Origin of the sequence: Candidatus Hydrogenedens sp., assembly GCA_035361075.1 — a bacterium.
In the GTDB taxonomy this organism is placed as follows: Bacteria; Hydrogenedentota; Hydrogenedentia; order Hydrogenedentales; family Hydrogenedentaceae; genus Hydrogenedens.
This window is the reverse complement of the sequence record DAOSBX010000006.1, coordinates 1-24,696: the sequence shown is the minus strand read 5'-3', so window position 1 is coordinate 24,696 and position 24,696 is coordinate 1. Positions and strand designations below refer to the sequence as shown.

Here is a 24,696-nt window from a genome sequence, read left to right as displayed (position 1 = left end):
AATGCCTGAATTTTAAATCAAAAAAGAAAGGGATTGTAAAAAATGTATGCAATTATTAGTTGTGGCGGAAAACAGTATAGAGTTCAGCCAAATGATAAGATTCGCGTTGAAAAAATAAACGCGAAAGAAGGAGATATGATTGAAATTAACAAAATACATTTAGTTTCTTCAGGTGAACAAATTATCGTAGAACCTGAAAAGTTGGGATCCTTTTCTGTAACAGCTCAGGTTCTTTCTCATGGCAAAACAAAGAAAATTCGTGTGTTCAAATATAAAAGAAGAAAGAATTACCATCGTACCTACGGACATAGACAATTATTTACGGAACTGTTAGTTAAAGAAATAAAAGGCTAAAAATGATTTGATGATATAGGAGACAAACAATGGCGCATAAAAAAAGTGGTGGAAGTGCTCGAAACGGCAGAGATAGTAACCCCAAAATGTTAGGTGTAAAACGATATGAAGGTGAACAGGTTATTAAAGGGAATATCCTTGTTCGTCAGAGAGGCACAAGAATAAAGCCAGGGAAAAATGTCGGTTTAGGAAGAGACCATACAATTTTTGCTATGGCTGATGGTATTGTAAAGTTTCGCTACATCGCTGAAGGGAAAAAATGTGTAGATGTTATTCCTCTGGAAACATCTCAACAACAAGCAACAATTTAAAAACCATTTTTTAATTATATAAAAAACTGGCGCGATACGTTATCGTGCCAGTTTTTATCTTATTGGTATTGTATGACACAGCATATAAAAAACAAATTGTTTGTTGACGAAGTTCGTATCCGCTTAACTGCTGGTAGCGGAGGAAACGGATGTATTAGCTTCCGTAGAGAGAAATATATTCCAAGGGGTGGGCCAGATGGTGGGGATGGAGGAAATGGAGGAAGTATTTATTTTCAGGCAACAACAAAACTTCATACATTGATCGACTTAAAATATCATGCCCATTGGATTGCAGAACGAGGAGAACATGGCAGTGGTAATAACAGACATGGCAAAAATGGAAAAGATTTAATAATCCCTGTTCCATGCGGTACTATTATTCGAGACTGGGAGACGGGAGAAATTCTTGCTGACCTAAAAAAACATGAACAAACATATCTCGCTGTAAAAGGTGGTAAAGGGGGAAGGGGAAATGCAAGATTTACAAGTTCTACCTATCAAACTCCTCGTTTTGCCGAAAAAGGTGAAAAAGGTGAAGAGAAAGAGTTCCTTTTGGAACTGAAATTAATTGCTGATGTTGGCTTTGTAGGCTTACCTAACGCTGGCAAATCAACCTTGTTATCCAGAATTACCTCTGCAAAACCAAAAATAGCAGATTATCCTTTTACCACTCTTAACCCAAATCTGGGAGTAGTCTCACTTCCTGGATATAGGTCTATTACAGTTGCAGATATTCCTGGAATTATTGAAGGAGCATCAGAAGGAAAAGGACTCGGGCATGACTTTCTAAAACATATTGAACGAACCCGTGTTTTACTTTTCCTTGTCGATATAGGCGACCCTGACCCAAAGAAAACAATCGACATATTAGAAAACGAGTTAGAGGCATACAGCCCATTATTCAGTGAGAAACCTAAAGTCTACGTTTTTAATAAATTGGATATTCCCGAAAATCAGGAGCGATTCAAAAAAATAATTAAGAAAAAGAGGTGGAATGTTCCTATTTTCGGTATATCCGCTGTAACAGGCGAAGGAACAAAACAATTGGTTGAGGCTATGTATAAGATTGTGGAGGAGGCAAGAGACCAAGAGATAGAAGAACCCGAACCTATTGAAACACGATATGTGTATGAAGCCCCATTCAAAATATTTAAAGATGCTGGTGGATTTCGAATAGAAGGAAAACGGATTATTAGGGTGTTCCAAATGACTGATTTTGATAATGAAGAAGCAGTACAATATTTACAACGTGTTTTATCTCATATGGGATTATTTCGTGCATTAAAAAGATTTGGAGCTAAAGATGGCGATATAATCTATATCGGCGATTACGACCTAACATATTCTGACGAAACATTGCTATCTCGTCCTTTAAACAAAGGGAAAAAGTCAAAACATGAATAAGAAGACTATAGTAATTAAAATAGGAACAGATTTAGTCAATAATAAAAATAACCAAAAAAATATACTGTCGCATATTGTTAAGCAAATTTGTCAATTAAAGGAACAAAACAATCTCAACTTCATAATTGTAAGTTCAGGTGCGGTCGGATGTGGTTTATCTCTATTAGGTTTGGGTAAAAGACCCGAGCATCTTTCTGAAAAGCAAGCATTAGCTGCCATAGGGCAGGTTGAACTAATGAAGAGGTATACAAGATTATTTCAATATCATAGTAAGAATACTCTGATTCCTGCACAAATTCTTATTACAAGAAGTGATTTGGATAATAGAATCTCTTATATTAATATTTTAAATACTCTTCATAAACTCTTTTTATATAAAAATATAATTCCAATAATTAATGAAAATGATACAACCGCCATTGAAGAACTACGTTTTGGTGATAATGATACATTATCAGCCAGAATAGCAGTTCGTGTCGATGCCCAATTGCTTATTCTTCTTACCAATGTTGATGGTCTTTACACTGCAAATCCCAAAAAGGATAAAAATGCAGAATTTATACCTATAGTAAAACAACTAACTGCAGAAATATTTAACTGGGCACAGGATACAGATAGTCCAATGTCGGTCGGTGGAATGACCACAAAATTAGAAGCAGTAAAGATAGCGTGGCATGCAGGTATTCCCTCTGTCATTGCAAATGGAAGTAAAAAGGATATTATTCAGCAAGTATTGGAAAATAAAGGACATTTCACTATTTTTATCCCTCCCAAAAATAAAATTTCCCAGAGAAAATCATGGATTGCCTTCGGAAGAACTGTAAAAGGAAAAGTATTTATAGATAAAGGAGCAGTAAATGCACTTTTAAAGAAAGGCTCCAGTCTTTTACCTGTTGGTATTACTTCAACGCAGGGAAATTTTAAACAAGGGGATTGTATATCTATCATCGGACCCGATGGTGTAGAATTAGGGAGAGGATTGTCGAGTATTAGCAAAGATGAATTAGATAAAATATGTGGTAAAAAGACAAGCGAAATAAAAAAACTTAATAATAATTATTCATTAGAGGAGGTTATCCATAGGGATAACATGGTATTATTTTCAGAAAATACATACATGGAGGGATAAAATATGAGTATTAAAGAAGATGTCGAATTAATTGGGAAAAGAGCAAAAGAAGCATCTTATAAAATTAAAACAGTCCCCAAAAATGTTAAAAATCAAGCTCTTCTCAAAATTGCTGAGGAACTTGAAAATCAAAGCGAGTGGTTAATAAAAGAGAATAAAAAAGATTTAACAAACGCTCGTGAAATGGGACAAACATCCGCTTTTATTGATCGTCTTGAACTTAATCCTAAACGAATTCAATCTATGGCTGAAAGTGTAAGAGTCGTTGCGTCACTTCCAGATCCAATAGGCAATATTGAAAATCAATACATACATCCAAATGGACTTCGCATTGCTCGTATTCGACAACCTATCGGAGTCATAGGAATCATTTATGAAAGTAGACCTAATGTTACTATTGATGCCGCTTCTTTATGCTTAAAGTCTGCTAATGCATGCATTCTACGTGGAGGGTCTGAATCTATCCATTCGAACCTTGCCTTAATAAAAATATTTAATGACACCGCTACAAAATGTGGAATCCCTGAATATGCTGTTCAAATGATTTCCACAACAGACCGTGCCGCAGTAGGTGAAATGCTGAAATTAGACAAATATATCGATGTTATTATTCCACGAGGCGGTAAAAGTTTAATCGCACGAATTTATGATGAGTCTCGAATACCTGTTGTTGCCCATTTAGATGGAGTATGTCATACTTATTTACATGCTGATGCAGATTTAGAAATGGCAATGAAAATAGTGATAAATGCTAAATTGCAACGTCCTGGCGTCTGCAACGCTATGGAAACATTATTAGTTCACGAGAGCTGTGCACCTATTCTGCTCCCCCCTATTGCTGAAGCCTTATTGAAGGGAGGATGTGAACTCAGAGGTTGTCCGAGAACTCAAATGCTTATAGATTGTAAGCCAGCCACGGAAGAAGATTGGTATACAGAATATCTCGACAAAATTCTTTCAATACGAATTGTAAGTTCCGTAGAGGAAGCAATTGCCCATATTAATCATTACGGTTCTCATCATTCTGATGCTATCGTTACAAATGACTATTCTATGGCGGAAAAATTTTTAGATGAGGTTGACAGTGCTACCGTATATGTAAACGCCTCTACCCGCTTTACCGACGGCTTCGAATTCGGTATGGGTGCCGAAATAGGCATTAGCACAAACAAACTACACTGGCGGGGTCCTATGGCTCTGGAAGGATTAACCACGTTTAAATTTATTATTCGGGGTGATGGACAGATTCGTGAGTAGTAATAATAATATAGGACTCTATGGCGGAACATTTGACCCCGTCCATAATGTACATATCGAATTAGCATACATTGCGTTAAAACATGCTAAGTTAGACCGCATTATTTTTGTCCCTGCAGGTTTACCTCCTCACAAAAAAGGCAATGTATATGCTTCAGCAGATGACCGTTATAATATGTTAATCTTGGCAACAAAACATGAACCAAAATTCTCAGTGTCTCGAATTGAAATAGACCGCAAAGGGCCATCTTTTACTATTGAAACGGTAGATACACTAAAAAAATTGTTTAATGGCTCTAAAATATATTTAATTGTAGGAATGGACACATTACTTGATATACCAAACTGGTATAAGGCAGATGAATTAATTAATACAGTTGACACATTTTTAGCCGCTAAACGACCAAAATATGAAAATGTAAAAATAATTCCAAAAATATTAAACAAAACAATATGGCTACCCTTTGAATCAAAAGATATAGCATCTCATCAAATACGTCTATATATTAAACAAAATAAAGACATACACAATTTAGTCCCTAATGAAGTAGAGAAATACATAAATGAACACCAACTTTACAGAGATAAATAATATTATACATATAGATTATTCAATGTATTTGGATATTATTAAAAAGCATCTCAGTCAAGAAAAGGTCGAACATTGTGTGTCGACCGCTATTTATGCCTATTATGTGACAAAAACAATTCATAAAGATGATATACAGAAAAAGGTCATTATTGCGTCTATTTTACATGATTTATGTAGGGAATGGTCAGTAAGTGATATGTTAACTAAGGCAAAAGAATGGAATGTCCCTATTACTTTATATGAAGAAAAATATCCTGTATTATTACATGGTCCGCTTTCCGCTAATATGGCTCAACGAGAGCTGAATGTTAATGACAAAGAAATATATGAAGCAATTTACTGGCACACAACAGGTAAAAGAAATTTAGGAATTGTTGGTCAAATTTTATATCTGTCCGATTTCTGTGAACCTTTAAGAAGCTACAAACAGGCACCAATAACACGTGATATTTTTGAGCAAGAGGGTTTTGATTCTGCACTACTATATGTAGCCGAAGAAAGGTTTAAATTAACTTTAAAAAAGAGAGAACCCTCCCCCCATTCATTAGATTTCTTGACCTGGCTTCAACAAAAGAAGGTATAAGATGTAAATGTCCGACGACCTATTTAAAATCCTTGCTCCATATTATGACCAAATCATGAGACGTGTTCGGTATGAGCGATGGGAAGAAAATCTATTAAAGTTCCAGAAACTTATCACTCCGACTGTTGAGAAAAAAATCTATCATTTAGATATCGCCTGCGGAACTGGAAATCTTATGAATCGGTTATCTAAATATGGTTGGTGTTCTATAGGAGTTGACATCTCCCCTTCTATGCTATATACAGGCAGGCAAAATTATCCGAATTTTACCTTTCTAACAGCGAATATGTGTTCCTTGCCATTTATATCAACTTTTCATATCGCCTCATGTCTATTTGATTCTATTAATTTTTTATTGGATGAGGATGATATATTTCGTGCTCTTTGCTCGATTAGTGATGTGCTATTGCCACAAGGTATTCTTTATTTCGATTGCGTAACAGAACAAATGGTTAAACAACATTACACGGATGGGCAATGGAAAGAAAATTATAAAGACTTCAAAACGGTATGGGAATCTAACTTTAATGAACATACCAAAATCGCTACATTGAGCATCCTCGTTCAGGGACAAGGCTGGTCGGTGGTTCGGCAAAAAATTTATCCCGTCGAAATATTTGTAAATGCTATTCAAGAGGCTGGTTTGACATTATTAGCATGTGTAGATGCACATACGTGGAATTATATGGATTCAGGAACAGTGCGTGTAGATTTTATCTGTGCTAAACAACCATCAGAATCTCTTATAAAAAAATTCCGCGAACTTCACCAACAATTAAAAGATGAATACAAAATAGAATTCAGGACTGATTAGTCTAAAGGCGATTTCCAATCTGGAGACGGAACCCTTAAACTGCCTAAAATATTTAGCAATTCATTACACTTATCAGGATTTGTAGATGCCAGGTTATTTGTTTCCCCTTTATCTACATTTAAATCATAAAGTTCAGGAGGTGAATCCATACTATTTTTTACTAATTTCCAATTATCTATTCGCATTGCTTGCTTAAAACCTTGTTCATAAAATTCCCAATAAAGAGGCCTATTCTTAAAAGCAGAATTATCTTGACCATACAGTAATGGCACAAGAGATATACCATCAATCCCTTTTGGAACTTGAGCCCCTGCTAATTCAGCGAAGGTAGGCAGAACATCCCAAAAAGCACAAGGAACATCACATTTCGAACCAGCCGTAATTTTATCTTTCCATCTGACAATGAAAGGAACACGAATACCACCATCATATAATGCCCTTTTATAACCCTTAAAAGGACCTGAACTTTTGAAAAATTCAGGGTCCGCCCCACCTTCCTTGTGTGGTCCATTGTCACTCGAAAAGAGAACAACTGTCTTCTGGTCCAGTCCTAATTCTTTGAGTAAAGCCATTATTTTACCAACAGAATCATCAAGTCGAGTTATCATACCAGCATGATTCTTTTGTTGTTGAGGCCATGGACGGTCTGAATATGGCTCGTCATTAGGCACTTCCATTCCATTCCCCGTTACATTGCCTAATTCGTTATTGGCATGAGGAATGGTGAATGCCAGGTATAAAAAGAAAGATGTATCTTTATTCTTTGTTATAAAATTAATGGCTTCTTGAGTAAATAAGTCGTGACTATATTGTTCACACTTTGCACATACACCTGGAGTATCGGATAACACATTCCCTTCTATCTTAACCTTTTCCGTTCCTCTCCATAAGAAGTCTAGATAGTAATTATGAGCATGTACTTGATTTAAATACCCATAAAATTCATCAAAACCTTGCAAGACAGGTATGCCTGAAGTTTCTGCTTCACCTAATCCCCATTTTCCAATAAGAGTGGTTTTATAGCCTTGTGACTTCAATACCTCCGCAATAGTAACGTCCTCAGGTGCTAAAGGTACTGCACCATTTCCTCGAACTCTTGCGTGTCCCGTATGATAACCTGTCATTAAACAACAACGTGATGGAGCACAAACAGTACTACCTGCATAGCCATCTGTAAAAAGCATACCTTCCTTAGCTAAACGGTCAATATTCGGAGTAAGTATTTGCTCTTGACCATAACAACCAATATCACCATATCCTAAATCATCTGCTAAAATAATAATAAAATTAGGCTTTTCTGAATCTCCTTCCCCATACATGGTTTTATGAAGAGCAAGATTTAAACCTATACTTGTTGCCGTTGTTGAAATTAAAAACTCCCGACGTGAGTATTTATTCATACATACATTCCTTTACATTCTTAAACTTAATATTTAATCTCAATTATATAAAAAATAGAAATGACTACTGAAATTTAGTTGTTTTATAATATGGTTCCAATAGAAAAGGATAATAGAGGTGTCGTATGAAACTTATTGTGGAAGGTTCAAATTTAAGAGGTTCAGTAAAAATACCCGCTTCAAAATCACATACAATAAGAGCAGTGGCTATCTCTTCGCTTGCTGAAGGGAAAAGTGTGATAAAGTATCCACTTGCTTCTGCGGATACAATGTCAGCGGTCGAAACGTATCGCTGTTTAGGTGTACATATTGTGACAGAAAACGACCAATGGATTGTAGAAGGGAAAGGTGGAAAATGGGAAATACCAGACAACGTAATTGATGTAGGCAATTCTGGGACGACTATGTGTATCGCATTAGGAAGTTCTGCCCTTATCGAGCAGGGATTAATTGTTATGACAGGGGATTATCAAATTAGAAGAAGACCCGTTGGACCTCTTATTGGTTCATTAAACAATTTGGGGGCTAAGGTTGTTTCCACAAGAAATAATGACTTACCTCCTATTGTTATTCAAGGGAAAATTAGAGGTGGTAATACCTCTATAAAAGCAGTGTCAAGCCAATATCTTACCTCATTGCTTATCAACACTCCATTAGCAGAGAATAACACCGATATTGATGTTCCGCTTTTATACGAGAAGCCGTATGTAGATATGACGGTTAATTGGCTTAAAGAACATGGCATACAACTTCAGTATGATAATGAATATAAACATGTCACGATTCCCGGTTGCCAAAAATATGAAACTGTTAACAAACAAATTCCTGGAGATTTTTCATCTGCAACTTTTTTCTTATCTGCTGGTGCTTTACCTGATAATGAGGTTATTTGTCAAGGCCTGGATATTAATGACACTCAAGGAGATAAAGCGGTATTGCAATACTTAAAACAAATGGGGGCTGATGTCACGGTTGAAGATGATGGTGGTATAAAAGTGAGTGCTAAGCAATTAAAAGGTTGCGATATAGACTTAAATGCGACCCCTGACGCTTTACCAATGATGGCTGTTCTTGCATGTTTTGCATCGGGGAAAACAAGGCTCCTCAACGTTCCGCAGGCACGGTTAAAAGAAACAGACCGCATCTCTGTGATGAGAGAAGAACTATCCAAATTAGGGGCTAAAATAAAAGAATTACCCGATGGTTTAGAAATTGAAGAATCTTCCATGATCCCAGGAAATGTAGATGGGCATGGGGACCACCGTGTTGTTATGGCTTTAGCTATCGCTGGCACAATGCTTCCTGGAACAACAATTATTGATGGTTATGAATCTGTAAACATCACATTTCCAACATTCTTAGATTGCCTACAAAAAATTGGTGGAAATGCACGTATATTAGAAGATAAGAATAATCAATAAAAGAATCTTATAATAAGGAGGATATCTTTGAAATTAGTCGTTTTTGGGCCTAAAGGTGCTGGAAAAACTACCATTGGTAAACAGCTTGCAGAAATAACAGGATTAACTTGTTTTGAAACAGATGAGATGATCGAACATTATTATTATGAAATAACAAAAGAAAAAAAGACATGCAGGCAGATTTTTATAGAGAAAGGTAGGGATTATTTTAGGGATTTGGAAGCAAAAATAGCACAAAAAATTTCAAGTATGGATTGGTGCCTTATTATTACTGGTGGTTCTATGATGTTGCACCCACCCAATCGAAGAAAACTAAGACATAATGCATTATTAATATACCTCACAGCCGATAAAGAAGTGCTCTGGGATAGAATAGCCAAAAATGGAATTCCCCCCTGGCTAAATTCCGAGAATCCTAAAAGACAATACTTTGATGAACTCTCTTTTAGGGAGGAAATACTACTTCCCTTTGCTGATATATTAATCGATACAACATCTGGCGACCCTTTTGACATTGCTCAGCTATTAATGCGACGAATTAGTGAAGAACTCGCAATTCATACCCGTTCTGCAAATACATTTGGAGAAATTATCCGTGTGACAACGTTCGGAGAAAGTCACGGTAAAGCCATTGGTGCTATTCTTGATGGAATTAAACCAGGTATCGAAATTTCTGAAGAGGATATTCAGAAAGAGTTGGATAGAAGACGTCCAGGACAAAGTTCTATTACTACCCGAAGAAAAGAGTCTGATAAGGTTCATATCCTCTCTGGTGTTTTCGAAGGAAAAACAACAGGTGCACCTATTGCGTTAATTATTTATAATGAGGATTATAAATCCCAGCATTATGAAGAACTTAAAGACGTTTTCCGTCCTGGACATGCAGATTTTACATTTTACATGAAATATGGAATACGAGACCATCGAGGCGGTGGAAGGTCCTCTGGCAGAGAAACAGCATGTAGAGTTGCATGTGGTGCTATTGCAAAAAAACTACTCGAACGAAAAGGAGTAAAAATTATTGCCCACACAGTTGAAATTGCAGGGCAACCAATTCAGAAGATAGGTTCTTTTGAGAATATTGAACAAAATCCAGTTCGCTGTTCTGACCCTGACTCCGCAAGGATTATGGAAGAAGAAATATTAAAAGCACGAAAAGATGCAGATTCTGTTGGTGGAATTGTCCAATTAGAAATTCATGGACTACCTCCTGGTCTGGGTGACCCTATCTTTGCTAAATTAAACTCACGTTTAGCATCAGCACTAATAAGTATCGGTGCTATTAAAGGTATTGAATTCGGCGATGGATTCCAATTAGCACGGCTCCGAGGTAGCGAATCAAACGATGCTATGGAAAATGGTTCATTCCTTACAAATCACGCTGGCGGTATTTTAGGAGGCATTAGTACAGGACAACCTGTTATTGTAAGACTTGTTGTTAAGCCAACTTCCTCTATTGGAAAGTCTCAAAAAACAATGGATGTTCATTTTAACAACAGGGAAATACGTGTGCATGGCAGACATGACCCCTGCATTGTCCCCAGAGTTATCCCCGTTATTGAAAATATGACTGCATTAACAATTTTAGATATTTGGATGGTTCAAGTTCGATTGAATCCTGATTGGGCGAAGAAGTGGGGTGACCCTTGTGAACCTTAAACATAAACAGCCTTTTTGATAATCTACCTCCTCGTTTGTTATCATGTAATAAACAAATGAGGAGTTGTTATGATTATTTGTCCTCATTGCAACAAACAGAGAATAGGCTCAGGCAAATTACCACCAGACGTAGTTATGATACTTCCTTGCCCTGCATGTCATGAATTCAGTATTGTATTCAGAAATAGAGCAATACCCATCAACCGCCACATCATCGAAAAAGGGTCAAGAAAAGAAAGGATAGAACATTTAGCAAGTATCGTTGAAATGTTTCTTGAACTTGCTATGCCAGATATAAAACATTTGGACAAAGAACAATCCTCTCATGAATTTTACGAACATGAAGAAGAAGGCAAACAAATTTATCCTACTACACAAAAAAATCAACAGCACCTTGTTTCAGGTAATCAATTACAGCCCATCTCAGCAGATGATGTAAAAACCTTCATAGAAAAAGAAATAAATTCAATCGACGACCCAGAATTCTTCAAAAAATATTTTGGAGATAATTAATTTATACTTTTAATCCCTCTCTTCTCTCTTGTCAATCTCTGTGAAAAGATTTTTAGTCCAGTTGTATACTCTATCAACCGTCATGTTACTCTCATTATCCTGATCAATGATTAGCCCGCAAAATTTCCCATCTACAACAGCCTTTGAATCATTAAATTTATAGCCTTCTATATCACAAAAGCCAATAATTTCAGCCTTACAAGTGATTATTTTGTCATATAATTCTCGTATACCACTCGCAAATTGGTCAGGAAATAAAGCACTATCTCCTAATCCAAACAATGCAATAATTTTATTTTTCAGCATTTGTTCATTTAATTTCGGAAGAAAGTTTTTCCAATCTTTCTGTATTTCACCATTAGCCCATGTTGGCGTCCCCATGATTATAAAATCGTATGTTTGTAATTCTTCCACATCAAAGGAACAGACATTTTTTATATCAATATTATGCCCTTTTATTGCTGAGGCAATAATTTCTGCGACATATGCAGTATTTCCTGTTGTAGTTCCATATAATATTAATATTTTCATTTTAGTTCACCTGCATAATATAACACCAAAATAACGGAAAAGATTTCTTTTTAACGAGATTCATTTTGTTTAGTCAACAACCATAATTCCAGATTTTTTTATAATTACATCTCTTTTTAAGACATCTGAGAGGTTAATTTCTGGAAGTTCAGGTGTAGAACTCACTATTTCCTGCGTGCCATCAGGGCACAAAATGAACGTATCTTCTGATTTTACACCCTTTGCAGAGGGATTCCATGCAAAAGCAGAACCAAATAGCAACTCTTTGCCGAAAAAAGATTTTAATAATTCTGGATAATGTTTATCTAATACAGGAAAGGTTTCATTAGGTTTCCCCTTGCATGTTCTACCTGCATATCCCGTTGCTCCCCCTTGATGATGATTATGCCATTCATTATCTGGGAATCCCATTACCTTATATGCATTTTGACATACCATAAAAACATCCCCTAAACTCCTTTCTGGTTGTGTTGCCTCCTGTATCATAACATCAACCCCACATATTCTTTTATAAGCATCTTTTATTTCTTCACTTATTTGCCCTACTTGTTTGAATCTTGTCAATGATACTACAAGTCCTTCTTTCATAAAACAGCCTACCACCATAACTATATTTTTAATCTTCTTATTTCCAATACCCGATAGTAATGCATTCTCCGTAGGTAAAGGATGTCTATATTTTTCTATTCGTTCATCACTTGCAACTAAAGATACAGGAACAAGACACCCTCTCTTATGCCCTTCATATACTAAACGGCTTGCCACCTCTGTTTCACTACTACCTTGCTGGATTTCTTTAAGTGTTTCAACCATTGCTTCACCAGCAAGTCTACCTAAATTCCTATATTTCTCTAATTCTGTTTCTGTCAACAATGCTCTTAAAACACTGAGTTCATTATTTACATTTTTTCCTAAACTTCCATCGTCAGACACCCATCTACTCTCATCAGTTATCTTAAAATACCTTTTTACTGCCTCTGAAGGGGACGATTCGAACCATAAAAAAGTTATTTTCTCACATGGGTACTCACTGAGTTCTTCGTCCATGATTCTTGATTCTTCGACATTATTTCCAACATAAAAAACATTGCCCTCTTTAGTTACTAAAAGTGAATTTGCCCCTATATCTGTATACTTCCATATATAATTCCGTTTTCCACCTGTAGCCATTGCAAAATTATCAACCCGCGAAATTAAAATCCCTTCATAGTTATTTTCCTTCAAAAAACACTGTATCAGAGTAATTCTTATTTTGAACAATTCAAAATTGGTCATCATACAAAAGTCTCCTCTAAATTATTTTTTTGAGCAGAAATTAGATATAATATAAAATTATAAAATATTTATTAAAATGAAGGTAAAAAAATGGCGGACAAAGTGTTAGCAAACAAAAAAATATTAATATTAGAAGATGAGCCTGATATTTCTAATTCTCTAAAATTTTTATTTGAGGCGGAAGGAGCAAAAGTGCTTACATCTGAATATGCCTATAAGGCGTTAGCACTTGCGGAGAAAGAAATGCCAGATTTATGTATTTTTGATGTTATGCTTCCAGACGAAAGTGGAATACAGTTATATGTCGAATTTAAATCCCATCCTTTCTTGTGTAAAATTCCTATAGTCTTTCTATCAGGTGTCAACGCTTATGAGTTAGGTAATAGCTGGACTGCAGAGAGAATTGCTAATGAATATGATGTCCCTCCTCCCAACAGTTTCATAGATAAGCCATTTAATTCTGACGATTTACTTAATGTTATCAAAAAAATATTAGAAAAAAGTTGTATATAAAATATCTATCTTACTTTATTTAATAATTTTAGCATTTCTTCCACGTCACAAAGACGCTTTCGAACTTTACCTTCTTTCTCTCCCTGTTCAAGTTCATATTGGTCTAATTTTTTCCATTCCTCATAAGTTATAAATTTAATATCTTTATCTTTTAAATATTGGATAAGATTGTTCCGTTGTGGATACTCACATAACGGTAGTGTAGGTAGGTCTGCCAATAAATTTTTAACTGTTTCCAAACTGTCAGGTTTATTATTTCCAATCAATCCTACTGGACCTCGTTTAATCCATCCTGTTACATATAAGCCATGTATAACTGTTCCTTCTTTAACAACCCTGCCAGCAATGTTAGGTATAATTCCTTTCATTTCATCATAAGGGACTCCTGGAAATTTATTTCCTCTATAACCAATACTCGAAATAATATAATCACACTCATGAACCTCTATTTCCCCACTGCCAGTTGCTTTTTGCTTATTGGGCATACCTTCCAAAACATTTTTTTCAAATAGAACTCTTTCAACTCTCCCCTGCCCTTCAATTCGTATAGGTGTTCTTAGAAAGAGGAAATATATCCTTCTTTTTCTTGTTGGTTTGGTCTCAGAAAATCTTTTAAGTATATCCATAATTCTTTGTAATGATGGACTTGCTTTTACTTCTTCATCGCTGGCTTCGTTTAAGATTAATTCTTCAGGATTAATTAATATATCAGTTTCTCCTATTTCTCCTAACGTTAATAATTCATTTTCCTTAAATTTTACTTGTGCAGGTCCTCTACGTCCAACAATATATATTTCTTTAATCTTACTTGTTTTCAATGTTTCCAATGCATTATCTGAAATATCTGTCCCTTTAAGTTCTTCTATTGGTCTGGTTAATATTCGTGCCACATCAATTGCTACATTGCCCATACCGATAATAAATACACGTTCCCTATCAAGTTTTATATCTAAAGATTGATATACAGGATGACAATTATACCATCCAACTATCGAGCTCGCAGTATAAGAACCATACAAATCTTCTCCAGGTATCCCAAGCCGTTGACTGGTTTCCATCCCACAAGCAAGGATTATTGCGTCATAAAATGGACGTAACTCATTTAAGGATACATCTATCCCAACATCAACATTGCCAAAATAAATAAATCTGGGATTCTTTGCAATTTCGTCAAAGGCTTTAGAGACATTTCTAATGTTTTGACTATCTGGAGCAACACCTCGTCTAACAAGTCCAAAAGGGTCTGGATAGCGTTCATACATATCCACTTCACAATTAGGATTCAACCTTAAAAGATGTTCCGCAGAGAAAAATCCACTTGGACCACTACCTATAATTGCTATTCGATAATTCCTTTCCATGTAAATGAAATTCCTATATTGTTGTAGATTTTGTTATTATTAATAAATCAAATAATTATACATGAGAATAACCTATATATTAGGAGTTGCATTATGAATAGATACAAATTAAATAGACGTAGATTTCTTACTACAACATTAGCAACTTCAACAACTGTAATGTCTTTGTCATCTCTAACAAATGCATCTGAAGATAAAAATGACAGCACCTCTTCTTTGCCTTATGGAACCATTCGTGGCTTAAAAGTAAGCCGTTTACTTTTAGGTGGTAATTTGCTAACTCATTTTACACATAGTCGCGACCTAAAATATGTTTACAATCTTTGTGCTCATTACAATACTCCTGAAAAAATAATGGAAACGATGCAATTAGCAGAAAAACATGGTATTAACACTCTTGTTATTCATACTGTTCCTGAAATATTAAAAGTCCTCGAAGACTATCGATTTAAAAAAGGTGGAAAAATACAATGGATAGTCTGCCCAACCGCTTATCCAGATGCAGATTTTGATTTATATAAAGAACAGGTAAAACAACTCATAGACATTGGGTTAGATGCTCTCTACCTTTGGGGTGTGACCGCAGACAGATTAGTTCGTGAGAAAAAAATCTCTGTAATTAAAAAGGCAGTAGAATTGGGAAAAGAAAACGCACTACCTTCTGGAATAGGGGCACATGACCTCGAAGTTATCAAGGTGTGTGAAAAAGAAAAAATAGAACCCGATTTTTATATTAAAACATTTCATCATCATAATTATCCTACAGGGCCCAAAAAGGAGCAATTAATCGAACCTTATGCAGAAATTCCTGGCTATTGGTGCAAAGAACCAGAAGAAACTATCCAGGTTATGAAGGATGTTGAGGTACCATGGATAGCGTTTAAGGTTATGTCCGCAGGTGCCATCCCTCCAGAGGATGCTTTTCCTTATGTCTTTAATAATGGTGCTGACCACATTTTAGCAGGTATGTTTGATTTCGAGATAGAACAAGACGTACAAATTGCGAAGAAAGCCGTTGAGAATGTTAACAGAACACGGCCATGGAGAAGTTAATCTCTATTTAATATAAGTAATATCTTAGTACCTATTTTTACTTTAAGTTGTTTTTCCGCAGAACCACAGTTTACTGCTATTTCTAAGCGATTTCCACTTCCAAATAAACATAATGCTTGTCCTATACATACTTTTCCATAACTTGACGAAAAAGGAATCTTTTTTAAACCACCTTTTATCCTTGCGTATAAAGGAGTACAACCCTGTAAATGTTCTCTCTTTATATTCGTAACAGCATTACCAAAATGGTCTATATGTATTACTTCACCATAGATATAATTATCTTTTATATCAACACAAGGAATGTGAATAAGCTGAAAATCATCAACAATGTGTCCAAAGTCCTCACAATTTCCACCTCTGGCTAACTGAATAGCAAGAGGTGCCATAATATCCCTACCATGAAATGTATTGCTTATAAGTTGATTGGCAGTTTCAAAATATGTTACATGACGAGCCTCTGCATGTTTGTTCTTTATTACAAATGTTGCCACACCATTGTCAGGACATATCAAAAACTTTTGATTTTCATGAATTAATAAAATCCTTCGCTCCGTTCCTACCCCTGGATCTATTATTGCTATGTGGATCGAAGGTATTTGCCAATATTCCCACATTCGTTCTAAAAATAAAGCCCCTTCTATTATATTTTGTGGACTAATTTCATGAGACAAATCAATTATAGATATATTTGGTAATGCAGAAAACAACACCCCTTTTATCTCGGCAACGTAAGGGTCCTTATTTCCAAAGTCAGTAAGCAATGTAATATGTTTTATTTTTTCCATAGTCCATTCCTAAAAAGAATCTAAACGTTTGTATTTTATATTATAGTATAGACAAAACGTTTAGAACAGAAAGGATACTTTTATGAAGAACAAGATTTTAATATACGGTGCCTATGGATATACAGGTTTGTTAATTCTTGATGAATGCATAAAACAGCAATTACCCATTATTATTGCAGGAAGAAATGAGACCAAATTAAAAGAAGTTTCTCAAAAATACAATATAGAATATCGTGCTTTTTCTATTGATAATGTAAACGATATTGTAAATAATTTAGACAATATCCATGTCGTTATTCATTCCGCAGGACCATTTCAATATACTGCAAAAAATATGGTATTAGCATGTCTTGAAGCAGGAACACATTATATTGATATTACGGGAGAAATTGATGTATTTGAATGGATTGCAACCAAAGATTCGGAGGCAAAGGCTAAAAACATTATGCTCCTACCAGGCAGTGGTTATGATGTTGTCCCCAGCGATTGTCTTGCCTCTTATCTTAAATCATTATTACCCGATGCAACCCATTTGTCTCTTGCATTTTATACCACGGGGCGTCCATCCCATGGAACAATGTTAACTGCAATTGAAAGCATGGGAAAAGGTGGACAAATAAGAAAAGATGGCAAACTTCTATCTGTCCCACCTGCCTACAAAAAAATAAAAATTAACTTTGGTGAAGAAACAAAACTATGTGTAACTATCCCATGGGGTGATGTAAGTACTGCATATTACTCCACACAAATTCCCAATATAGAAGTTTATATGGCTATATCTAAAGGGATGAGTTTTATGTTGCAGGGAATTAAAGTAACACAAAACATTATAGGGACAGAACCAATACAAAATTTCCTAAAGAACCGTATTCCCGAAGGAGGTCCATCCTCAGAAGAAAGAGCAAAAAATATTGCCCTCTTATGGGGAGAAGTTAAAAATGAGAAAGGTATTTGTAAAAAAGCTGGGATGAAAACACCTGATGGCTATGACCTGACTGCAAGTTCAAGTGTCCTTATTGCTAAAAAAATATTAAACAATGACTATAAATCAGGTTTTCAAACACCTTCCCTTGCCTATGGCTATAACCTTGCATTAGAACTACCCAATGTTAAACGTTGGGACATTAACGAATAAAATTCAAAACCTTCCTTTTGTCAGACACGTCCAACATGTCCGACACGTCTGATATGTCCGACGTGTCTGACCCATCCATTAAAGACTATTCCCCATACGCATCCTTATCACAATATACTGTAAAATTCTTTGATAATAATAGCAAAGATGCTGGAAAATGGGTGGTAATTTCACCTTTCAATAACAATTTTAACGTCTCTTTCTTTGATGTCCCCTTTACTATTAAAATAATTTCTTTTGAATTTAATATTTCCTTGAACCCAAGTGTATAACCGTGTGTAGGTTTTTCTTGAGCTTTATTAAGCATAGAATGAGTTAGATAATGAGCAGGTACAATGTGAGCCTCTGGAATTATTGTATCCGCAGGATAGTTTAATCCAATATGTCCATCTACTCCAACCCCTAAAATACATACGTCAATACCATTATATTGATTTATTATACTTTTTATACGTTCACATTCATCTTCAGGATTTCCCGCATCACTTCGAAATCCTAACAGTTGTTTGTCATTTATTCCAAGTGGTTGGATGATATTCTCTTTTATATATGTTTCACATGTAGACGGGTCATTAGGTTTTATTCCACCCCATTCATCCAACTTTAATATTTTTATGTTTCTAAATAATTCAGAGTGCTCGGGAAATAAACGATAAACCCCAATAGGACTTTCTCCCGTTGCAACGCAAATTAATGCTTTAGGATTTTTGCCTACTGATAAAACTACCTGTTCAAATGCATTTCTGCATACTTCTTCGTATGTGGAACATACGTTTAAACCAAACATACGATTCTATTGTGCCTCGGTTTCTTTTTCAGAATAACGTTCAAGGATTGCAGGAATTTTGTCTGGCGTTACTTGTCCAAATATTTCCTCATTAATTTCGACAACAGGTGCTAAACCACAACATCCCAAGCATCGTGTTCCTTCAAGAGAGAATAACCCATCTTTGGTAGTTTCTCCAAATTGTATTCCGAGTTCCTCTCTTAATTTATCTACAACCCGTTCTGCTCCTTTTACATAACAGGCTGTACCAAGGCAAACACGAATAAGATATTTTCCTCGGGGAACAAGACGGAAAAAGTGGTAAAAGGTAGCAACTCCAGATACTTTTGCCATGGGTACCTGTAATAATTGGGCAACCGCATCCATTTGTGTTTTTCCAAGAAAACCATAATGTTCCTGAACCAATTGGAGTATCTTGATTAATTTACTTTCCGGATTGTCTTCTTTTTTACATTCTTCAATAAATTCAACAATATGTTCTGGAAGTGCCTTTTTGGCAAATTCTTCAACTTCCTTCCAATTATCTGTTGTTTGTTGGATATTTTGATGTGCACACATTATCGTATTCCTCTCGGTAATCTGGGGTGGTAGTGTGTATGTAACAATTGGTGAGCCCGTTCACTGCCTGGGGCTCCCAAAAATTCCCTATATACCTGCTGAATTGATGGATTATGATTTGAACTTCGTATATTCTTATTACTATCTATCTTATACAGAGCCTGTGCCCTTTTGGCTAAAAGTTCAGGGTCAAGGAAATGATAACCTTCAGGTGGATAAGGTTGTCCCCCACCACCAATACATCCCCCCGGACATGCCATAATCTCTACAATATGGTATTGTTTTTCACCTGATATGATTCTGTTTAAAATCGTTTTGGCATTTGTTAAACCGTTAGAAACCGCAACATTAATCTTATAATTGCCAAATGTAACCTCTGTTTCTCTTAAGCCTTCTACAGCACGAACATCTGTAAATTCCATCTTTTCCGGAGGTAATCCAGTTAGAACTTCACATGCCATTCGTAATGCCGCTTCCATAACACCTCCAGTTGTGCCGAAAATATCAGCCGCACCACTGGACTCGCCTAAGGGGTTATCAAATTCACTATCGGGTAAATCTTTTAAATCAATTCCGTAACATTTTATCATCCAAATGAGTTCCCGAGTAGTCAAAACAGCATCTGTATATGGTGTACCATCAGCCATCTTATGCTCATCTCGGTCTGCCTCATACTTTTTAGCAACGCAGGGCATCACCGCTACAACAAAAACATCTTTCGGGTCTTTCTTTATCTTCTCCGCATAATATGTTTTTAATAGAACAGAAGTCATACTCATAGGGCTTCTGCAAGTTGATGCAAAGGGAATCATCTCAGGATAAAATTTTTCTAAAAAGTTTATCCATCCAGGCGAACAACTTGTTAAAAGAGGAAGTCTTTCTTTTTTCTGTATTCTCTTCAAAAACTCAGTGGCTTCTTCGACTATTGTTAAATCCGCTCCAAAATTTGTATCAAAAATAGCATCAAAACCAAGTAAGCGGAGTGCAGTTACCATTTTTCCAGTGGCCGGAGTTCCAGGCTCCATACCAAAACCTTCACCTATCGCCGCACGAATGGAAGGCGCTGTTTGTATGACAACATGTTTCTTCGGGTCTGCCAACGCATTCCATACCTTCTCCGTATGGGATTGTTCTATGAAAGCGGCTACAGGGCATACCATTATACATTGCCCGCACTGGATACATACAGATTCATCCATGGCTGAACCATGTGCAGGCATCACTTGGGTATTAAAACCTCTTCCATGTTGACTTAAATTATAGACCCCTTGAACTTCCGCACAAACACGGACACACCGTCCACATAAAATACATTTTTCTGGAACTCGAACAACAGATTTACTTCTTTTATCTTCTGGAAAACGCTTTCGTTCTCCAGAAAACAACCTTTCACGAACACCTAACGAATAAGACAAATTTTGAAGTTCACAATTCCCATCCCGTTCACAGGTCTGGCAATCTTGTGGATGGTTGTCTAATAGTAATTCAACAATATCTCTTCTTGCTCGACGAATTTCAGGGCTGTTCGTCTTAATCTCCATTCCTTCCCATACCTTTGTACTACAGGAAGTCATGTAAAAATCAAAACCCTTAACCTCAACAATACATACACGACAGGAGCCCTGTAAACTTAAATCGGGGTGGTAGCATAAACGAGGTATCTGAATCCCAATCTTTTCCGCCGCTTCCATGACGGTTGTTCCTTCAGGAACGGACACGTCTCTATCATCAATCTTTATATTTATCGTTTTTACTTCTTTTATTTTAGGTTTATTCATATACAAATCCTTGATTTATCTTTATTAAAGTTTTTTCACAGCTTTAAATCTACAAACTTCAAAGCATCTACCACATTTGATACATTTTGCAATATCAATCACATGCACTTCTTTTCGCTCCCCTGTAATACATTGCACAGGACAATTCTTAGCACACATTGTGCAACCCACACATTTCTCTGGATCTATTTCATAATGAATCAGTGAACGACACTTCCGAGATGGACATTTTTTATCTCTGACATGGGCTAAGTATTCTTCCTTAAAATAGGTTAAAGTACTCAATACAGGGTTAGGTGCTGCTCTACCCAATCCGCATAGAGATGATTTTTTAACTAACTTGGCAAGTCGCTCTAACTTTTCTAAATCTTCCTCTGTGCCTTTTCCTTCTGTAATTCTGATAAGAATTTCTAATATCCGTTTAGTTCCCTCTCTACAAGGTGTGCATTTGCCACAAGATTCATCCTGACAAAATTCCATATAGAATTTTGCCACATCAACCATGCAATCATCCTCGTCCAATACAATCATACCGCCACTACCCATGATTGAACCTAATTTCCCTAACGTATCAAAATCTACAGGGGTATCAAAATATTTTTCAGGTATACAACCACCCGCAGGTCCTCCAGTTTGTATGGCTTTGGCTTTTTTACCTCCCGCAGGTCCCCCTCCTACCCCATATACTATATTCCGTAATGTTGTGCCCATGGGAACTTCCACAAGCCCAGTCCTCTGAATTTTTCCAGCAAGTGCAAATACTTTTGTCCCTCCACTTCGACTTGTCCCTATCTGTGAAAACCATTCAGGTCCGTAAACAATGATAGGCGGAACGTTAGCAAAGGTCTCTACATTATTAATTACCGTAGGTTTGCCCCATAGTCCACTCTCTGTCGGATAAGGAGGTCTAACACGAGGTTGGCCACGTTCCCCTTCTATAGAGTGAATTAAAGCAGTTTCCTCACCACATACAAAGGCTCCTGCACCTAAACGGATTTCAAGATCAAAATTAAAAGTACTACCTAATATGTTTTGCCCTAATAAATTATGTCTTCTACACTCTTCAATAGCGTTATTTATTCGTTCTACCGCTAAAGGATACTCCGCACGAATATAAAAATAACCTTTTTGTGCCCCTATAGCAAAACCCCCTATTATCATCCCCTCAACTATACTAAATGGGTCGGACTCTAACATACTACGGTCCATAAATGCACCAGGGTCACCTTCATCCGCATTGCAAATAATATAACGGATTTTCTCTTTTGCTTTACGTGCACTTGACCACTTCATACCTGTGGGGAAACCACCTCCACCTCTCCCCCTCAATTTGGATTCCGTTATTTGTTTCACTACCCATTCAGGATCGTCTTTTTCTAAGACTTCCTTTAATGCAAGGAATCCTTTATAATGAATATAATCATATATGTTTTCCGGATTTACAACACCTGCATTTCGTAAAGCCACACGTGTTTGTTTATTAAAGAATGCTACATCTCCATATAAATTATAAAACCTCTGACTTATTGGCTTTTCTTTTACAACCAGATGTTGAACCACTTTACCTTCCTTAAAATGATTCTCTATAATTTCCTCTGCATCCTTTATAGTTTTGAGCTTATATATAACATTATCAGGTCGAACCATAACCTGAACTGTTTGTTCCTTTTTCTCTCTTATTGTGCAAAAACCTAAACAACCAATATGGGTCAGCCATACCTCATCAGGTTTTAATCCAGATTCTGCAAGTTTCATTTCAAATTGAAACCTTAAACCACTCTCTAATGCACCACCACAACCAGAACCGTCACACATCAAAACATGATATTTACAAGAATCAGGAGTCTTGTCCAATAAATGTTCATGAACTATTTTCCCGCCGATGATGTGATCCATAAAAATTCTATGAACCGTATCCCGTTTTACTAACTGGTATTTTACAGGTAATTTGCCCGGTATAAATACACCAACTATCGGTTCACAACTACATCTACCTGTGCAACCCGTCTTTTCTAAGATTATATCTGGCCTTCCAGAAGATGCAATGTGTTTCTGAAATTCCTCATATACAACCTGAGAACCTGCCGCATGTTCGCAGGTCGCAGAACCTACACGAACTCGAATTTTTTCTCCATAACCCAAAGAATTTCGAAATTCTTCGGCTTTCTTAAAAAGTGCTTCATAATTATTGTTTACACTATTCATATAACATCTTTCTTATATAAATTGTTTTTATAGTTTATCCTTCAAAATTTATTCGAACATATTATAACAAATTTGAAATCCTATTTTCAACCTAACTATATGACATACAATAAATAGCATAATTTGTGAATCATTTAACGATTTGTCCTTTGTCAACTCTTATTATAAATGGGTCTGTAAATATATCCGATTCATCTCGACTGGTACTTGAAAATTCGGATATAATTGCTCCTTCTTCTCCTGCTTGGAACCAATGTAATGTGTTCGGTGGTAGTGTGTACTGCTCACCCGGATGTAACTCTATTTCATGCCAAACCGTAAAATAATCTTGTTTATCTTCTGGTATTTTTGCTTTAGGATGTCTTGTTGGTTCTCCTTCTGTATATAAATACACTTTACCCCAACGACAACGAAAAGTTTCCATTTTCCCAGGGTCATTTTCAACAGGTGGATGTTTATGTTCTGGACATATCATCCACGGGAACATAATCAATTCTTTAGCACAATACCGTTCATTATTAACATAGGTAATAATTGCCAATCCTATTTCCTCAAATCGCCCTAATCCAAATTCAGCAATTTCAATTTTATCCTCTTCATCCTTAGTTATAACTATTTGAGCCTTATTTAATAGCTCAATAACATTCTTACAATAATAATCAATCTTATCCTTTGACAACATAAAATTCTCCTTTATGTAAAATTATAACCTTTTAACAAATGTAATATAAAAAAATAACGTCATTAAATTATAAATTAAAAACGAATGAAAACATCAATAAGAACCTATTTCTACAAAAACTGCCTCAAAAACCCTACCTGTGTTTTAAACTACTTTAACATTCCTATTGACTGAATAAATATTTTATCATAATATCAATAAAAGAATTCCATCATCTACCCCAATAAAAAAGTAACACAGACACCCCTGCCCGTGTCTTTTACTTTTACAATTACACAAGGAAAATAAATATTTAATCACAGAGTTTTCACAGAGAATTTAATAAATTTTTAGGGGATAATTACAACCCCAGATGCAAAAAAGCACTGAATTGTTTTTACTCTTTCCTCTCTGTGCTCCTCCATGTACCTCCATGTCCTCTGTGGTTTATTTCTTTTCTAAAAGTATAACGTATCGGGAGCATCCCTGCTCCCCTAAGAAATAAATGTTAACATGAAATCTATCCTTTCAATTGCAAGTCTGTCCCCGCTGTATTATGTAATAATTTCCCACAGGCAAAAATATTTGTGCTACTTTATAATTCCGGGGCAGTA

At 35.9% G+C, this 24,696-nt stretch carries 24 protein-coding genes and 1 pseudogene; 15 read left to right on the top strand and 10 right to left on the bottom strand.

Features of this window, described 5'->3' with window-relative positions:
* Positions 1 to 42 precede the first annotated feature (42 nt).
* The 8 genes from rplU (at position 43) to PLJ10_02990 (ending at position 6,444) form a co-directional block, all read left to right on the top strand.
* On the top strand, positions 43 to 354 hold the full coding sequence (gene rplU / locus PLJ10_03025; GenBank protein HOK08613.1) for a 50S ribosomal protein L21: 312 nt from the start codon (positions 43 to 45) through the stop codon (positions 352 to 354).
* A gap of 29 nt (positions 355 to 383) precedes the next feature.
* Positions 384 to 665, top strand: coding sequence for a 50S ribosomal protein L27 (gene rpmA / locus PLJ10_03020; protein ID HOK08612.1), 282 nt, complete (start codon positions 384 to 386; stop codon positions 663 to 665).
* Positions 666 to 737: 72 nt separating this feature from the next.
* On the top strand, positions 738 to 2,069 hold the full coding sequence (obgE, locus tag PLJ10_03015) for a GTPase ObgE (protein HOK08611.1): 1,332 nt from the start codon (positions 738 to 740) through the stop codon (positions 2,067 to 2,069).
* The gene (gene proB / locus PLJ10_03010) at positions 2,062 to 3,198 is read left to right on the top strand and encodes a glutamate 5-kinase (protein HOK08610.1); all 1,137 of its coding nucleotides are present in this window, start codon (positions 2,062 to 2,064) and stop codon (positions 3,196 to 3,198) included. Before obgE ends, proB begins: the two co-directional genes overlap by 8 nt.
* Positions 3,199 to 3,201: 3 nt before the next feature.
* Complete coding sequence (locus PLJ10_03005) at positions 3,202 to 4,455, top strand: glutamate-5-semialdehyde dehydrogenase (GenBank protein ID HOK08609.1); 1,254 nt, start codon at positions 3,202 to 3,204, stop codon at positions 4,453 to 4,455.
* Entirely contained in the window at positions 4,448 to 5,047 is a 600-nt protein-coding gene (gene nadD / locus PLJ10_03000; protein ID HOK08608.1) for a nicotinate-nucleotide adenylyltransferase, read from the top strand. The genes PLJ10_03005 and nadD overlap by 8 nt, the downstream gene beginning before the upstream one ends.
* Entirely contained in the window at positions 5,019 to 5,630 is a 612-nt protein-coding gene (gene yqeK, locus PLJ10_02995) for a bis(5'-nucleosyl)-tetraphosphatase (symmetrical) YqeK (GenBank protein HOK08607.1), read from the top strand. Before nadD ends, yqeK begins: the two co-directional genes overlap by 29 nt.
* Positions 5,631 to 5,637: 7 nt before the next feature.
* Entirely contained in the window at positions 5,638 to 6,444 is an 807-nt protein-coding gene (locus PLJ10_02990; protein HOK08606.1) for a methyltransferase domain-containing protein, read from the top strand.
* On the opposite strand, the gene PLJ10_02985 is transcribed toward PLJ10_02990, so the two are convergent.
* The gene (locus PLJ10_02985; GenBank protein HOK08605.1) at positions 6,441 to 7,844 is read right to left on the bottom strand and encodes an arylsulfatase; all 1,404 of its coding nucleotides are present in this window, start codon (positions 7,842 to 7,844) and stop codon (positions 6,441 to 6,443) included. The genes PLJ10_02990 and PLJ10_02985 overlap by 4 nt on opposite strands.
* A gap of 125 nt (positions 7,845 to 7,969) precedes the next feature.
* On the opposite strand from PLJ10_02985, the gene aroA reads away from it, so the two are divergent.
* The 4 genes and pseudogenes from aroA to PLJ10_02965 all read left to right on the top strand — a co-directional run bounded on the left by aroA (position 7,970) and on the right by PLJ10_02965 (position 11,437).
* Complete coding sequence (aroA, locus tag PLJ10_02980) at positions 7,970 to 9,265, top strand: 3-phosphoshikimate 1-carboxyvinyltransferase (GenBank protein ID HOK08604.1); 1,296 nt, start codon at positions 7,970 to 7,972, stop codon at positions 9,263 to 9,265.
* A gap of 27 nt (positions 9,266 to 9,292) precedes the next feature.
* Positions 9,293 to 9,787, top strand: a pseudogene (locus tag PLJ10_02975) (shikimate kinase).
* Between the two features lie 6 nt (positions 9,788 to 9,793).
* Positions 9,794 to 10,924 (top strand): chorismate synthase, encoded by a 1,131-nt coding sequence (gene aroC / locus PLJ10_02970; protein ID HOK08603.1) that lies wholly within the window; start codon positions 9,794 to 9,796, stop codon positions 10,922 to 10,924.
* A gap of 69 nt (positions 10,925 to 10,993) precedes the next feature.
* Positions 10,994 to 11,437 (top strand): hypothetical protein, encoded by a 444-nt coding sequence (locus PLJ10_02965; protein HOK08602.1) that lies wholly within the window; start codon positions 10,994 to 10,996, stop codon positions 11,435 to 11,437.
* Positions 11,438 to 11,446: 9 nt separating this feature from the next.
* On the opposite strand, the gene PLJ10_02960 is transcribed toward PLJ10_02965, so the two are convergent.
* The gene (locus PLJ10_02960; GenBank protein ID HOK08601.1) at positions 11,447 to 11,968 is read right to left on the bottom strand and encodes a flavodoxin; all 522 of its coding nucleotides are present in this window, start codon (positions 11,966 to 11,968) and stop codon (positions 11,447 to 11,449) included.
* Positions 11,969 to 12,037: 69 nt separating this feature from the next.
* Complete coding sequence (locus tag PLJ10_02955; protein HOK08600.1) at positions 12,038 to 13,246, bottom strand: hypothetical protein; 1,209 nt, start codon at positions 13,244 to 13,246, stop codon at positions 12,038 to 12,040.
* Positions 13,247 to 13,333: 87 nt separating this feature from the next.
* Here PLJ10_02955 and PLJ10_02950 point away from each other — a divergent pair, with 87 nt between their 5' ends.
* The gene (locus PLJ10_02950) at positions 13,334 to 13,756 is read left to right on the top strand and encodes a response regulator (GenBank protein HOK08599.1); all 423 of its coding nucleotides are present in this window, start codon (positions 13,334 to 13,336) and stop codon (positions 13,754 to 13,756) included.
* A gap of 5 nt (positions 13,757 to 13,761) precedes the next feature.
* Here the strand turns inward: PLJ10_02950 and PLJ10_02945 are convergent, their stop codons facing one another.
* Positions 13,762 to 15,117, bottom strand: coding sequence for an FAD-dependent oxidoreductase (locus PLJ10_02945; GenBank protein HOK08598.1), 1,356 nt, complete (start codon positions 15,115 to 15,117; stop codon positions 13,762 to 13,764).
* Between the two features lie 93 nt (positions 15,118 to 15,210).
* Here PLJ10_02945 and PLJ10_02940 point away from each other — a divergent pair, with 93 nt between their 5' ends.
* Positions 15,211 to 16,170: a hypothetical protein gene (locus tag PLJ10_02940; GenBank protein ID HOK08597.1), complete on the top strand. Its 960-nt coding sequence runs from the start codon at positions 15,211 to 15,213 to the stop codon at positions 16,168 to 16,170.
* Here the strand turns inward: PLJ10_02940 and PLJ10_02935 are convergent.
* On the bottom strand, positions 16,167 to 16,958 hold the full coding sequence (locus PLJ10_02935) for an SAM-dependent chlorinase/fluorinase (protein ID HOK08596.1): 792 nt from the start codon (positions 16,956 to 16,958) through the stop codon (positions 16,167 to 16,169). The two genes, PLJ10_02940 and PLJ10_02935, sit on opposite strands and share 4 nt — an antisense overlap.
* Positions 16,959 to 17,040: 82 nt before the next feature.
* Between PLJ10_02935 and PLJ10_02930 the strand changes: the two genes are divergently transcribed.
* Positions 17,041 to 18,093, top strand: a complete 1,053-nt coding sequence (locus PLJ10_02930; protein HOK08595.1) for a saccharopine dehydrogenase NADP-binding domain-containing protein — start codon at positions 17,041 to 17,043, stop codon at positions 18,091 to 18,093.
* Between the two features lie 85 nt (positions 18,094 to 18,178).
* Here PLJ10_02930 and PLJ10_02925 read toward each other — a convergent pair whose 3' ends face one another.
* From PLJ10_02925 to PLJ10_02905, 5 genes are all read right to left on the bottom strand, one after another.
* On the bottom strand, positions 18,179 to 18,880 hold the full coding sequence (locus PLJ10_02925) for a 6-phosphogluconolactonase (protein ID HOK08594.1): 702 nt from the start codon (positions 18,878 to 18,880) through the stop codon (positions 18,179 to 18,181).
* A gap of 6 nt (positions 18,881 to 18,886) precedes the next feature.
* Entirely contained in the window at positions 18,887 to 19,438 is a 552-nt protein-coding gene (gene nuoE / locus PLJ10_02920) for an NADH-quinone oxidoreductase subunit NuoE (GenBank protein HOK08593.1), read from the bottom strand.
* On the bottom strand, positions 19,438 to 21,216 hold the full coding sequence (locus PLJ10_02915; GenBank protein HOK08592.1) for an NADH-dependent [FeFe] hydrogenase, group A6: 1,779 nt from the start codon (positions 21,214 to 21,216) through the stop codon (positions 19,438 to 19,440). Before PLJ10_02915 ends, nuoE begins: the two co-directional genes overlap by 1 nt.
* 24 nt (positions 21,217 to 21,240) lie before the next feature.
* Entirely contained in the window at positions 21,241 to 23,031 is a 1,791-nt protein-coding gene (locus tag PLJ10_02910; protein ID HOK08591.1) for an NADH-ubiquinone oxidoreductase-F iron-sulfur binding region domain-containing protein, read from the bottom strand.
* A gap of 520 nt (positions 23,032 to 23,551) precedes the next feature.
* Complete coding sequence (locus tag PLJ10_02905) at positions 23,552 to 24,103, bottom strand: D-lyxose/D-mannose family sugar isomerase (GenBank protein HOK08590.1); 552 nt, start codon at positions 24,101 to 24,103, stop codon at positions 23,552 to 23,554.
* Positions 24,104 to 24,696 lie beyond the last annotated feature (593 nt).

Bases quoted from the DNA above. Each gene is read 5' to 3' on its own strand.
- rplU (HOK08613.1), top strand. From the start codon at position 43: ATGTATGCAATTATTAGTTGTGGCGGAAAACAGTATAGAGTTCAGCCA.
- rpmA (HOK08612.1), top strand. From the start codon at position 384: ATGGCGCATAAAAAAAGTGGTGGAAGTGCTCGAAACGGCAGAGATAGT.
- obgE (HOK08611.1), top strand. From the start codon at position 738: ATGACACAGCATATAAAAAACAAATTGTTTGTTGACGAAGTTCGTATC.
- proB (HOK08610.1), top strand. From the start codon at position 2,062: ATGAATAAGAAGACTATAGTAATTAAAATAGGAACAGATTTAGTCAAT.
- PLJ10_03005 (HOK08609.1), top strand. From the start codon at position 3,202: ATGAGTATTAAAGAAGATGTCGAATTAATTGGGAAAAGAGCAAAAGAA.
- yqeK (HOK08607.1), top strand. From the start codon at position 5,019: ATGAACACCAACTTTACAGAGATAAATAATATTATACATATAGATTAT.
- PLJ10_02990 (HOK08606.1), top strand. From the start codon at position 5,638: ATGTCCGACGACCTATTTAAAATCCTTGCTCCATATTATGACCAAATC.
- PLJ10_02985 (HOK08605.1), bottom strand. From the start codon at position 7,844: ATGAATAAATACTCACGTCGGGAGTTTTTAATTTCAACAACGGCAACA.
- aroA (HOK08604.1), top strand. From the start codon at position 7,970: ATGAAACTTATTGTGGAAGGTTCAAATTTAAGAGGTTCAGTAAAAATA.
- aroC (HOK08603.1), top strand. From the start codon at position 9,794: ATGCGACGAATTAGTGAAGAACTCGCAATTCATACCCGTTCTGCAAAT.
- PLJ10_02965 (HOK08602.1), top strand. From the start codon at position 10,994: ATGATTATTTGTCCTCATTGCAACAAACAGAGAATAGGCTCAGGCAAA.
- PLJ10_02960 (HOK08601.1), bottom strand. From the start codon at position 11,968: ATGAAAATATTAATATTATATGGAACTACAACAGGAAATACTGCATAT.
- PLJ10_02955 (HOK08600.1), bottom strand. From the start codon at position 13,246: ATGATGACCAATTTTGAATTGTTCAAAATAAGAATTACTCTGATACAG.
- PLJ10_02950 (HOK08599.1), top strand. From the start codon at position 13,334: ATGGCGGACAAAGTGTTAGCAAACAAAAAAATATTAATATTAGAAGAT.
- PLJ10_02945 (HOK08598.1), bottom strand. From the start codon at position 15,117: ATGGAAAGGAATTATCGAATAGCAATTATAGGTAGTGGTCCAAGTGGA.
- PLJ10_02940 (HOK08597.1), top strand. From the start codon at position 15,211: ATGAATAGATACAAATTAAATAGACGTAGATTTCTTACTACAACATTA.
- PLJ10_02935 (HOK08596.1), bottom strand. From the start codon at position 16,958: ATGGAAAAAATAAAACATATTACATTGCTTACTGACTTTGGAAATAAG.
- PLJ10_02930 (HOK08595.1), top strand. From the start codon at position 17,041: ATGAAGAACAAGATTTTAATATACGGTGCCTATGGATATACAGGTTTG.
- PLJ10_02925 (HOK08594.1), bottom strand. From the start codon at position 18,880: ATGTTTGGTTTAAACGTATGTTCCACATACGAAGAAGTATGCAGAAAT.
- nuoE (HOK08593.1), bottom strand. From the start codon at position 19,438: ATGTGTGCACATCAAAATATCCAACAAACAACAGATAATTGGAAGGAA.
- PLJ10_02915 (HOK08592.1), bottom strand. From the start codon at position 21,216: ATGAATAAACCTAAAATAAAAGAAGTAAAAACGATAAATATAAAGATT.
- PLJ10_02910 (HOK08591.1), bottom strand. From the start codon at position 23,031: ATGTGTGACGGTTCTGGTTGTGGTGGTGCATTAGAGAGTGGTTTAAGG.
- PLJ10_02905 (HOK08590.1), bottom strand. From the start codon at position 24,103: ATGTTGTCAAAGGATAAGATTGATTATTATTGTAAGAATGTTATTGAG.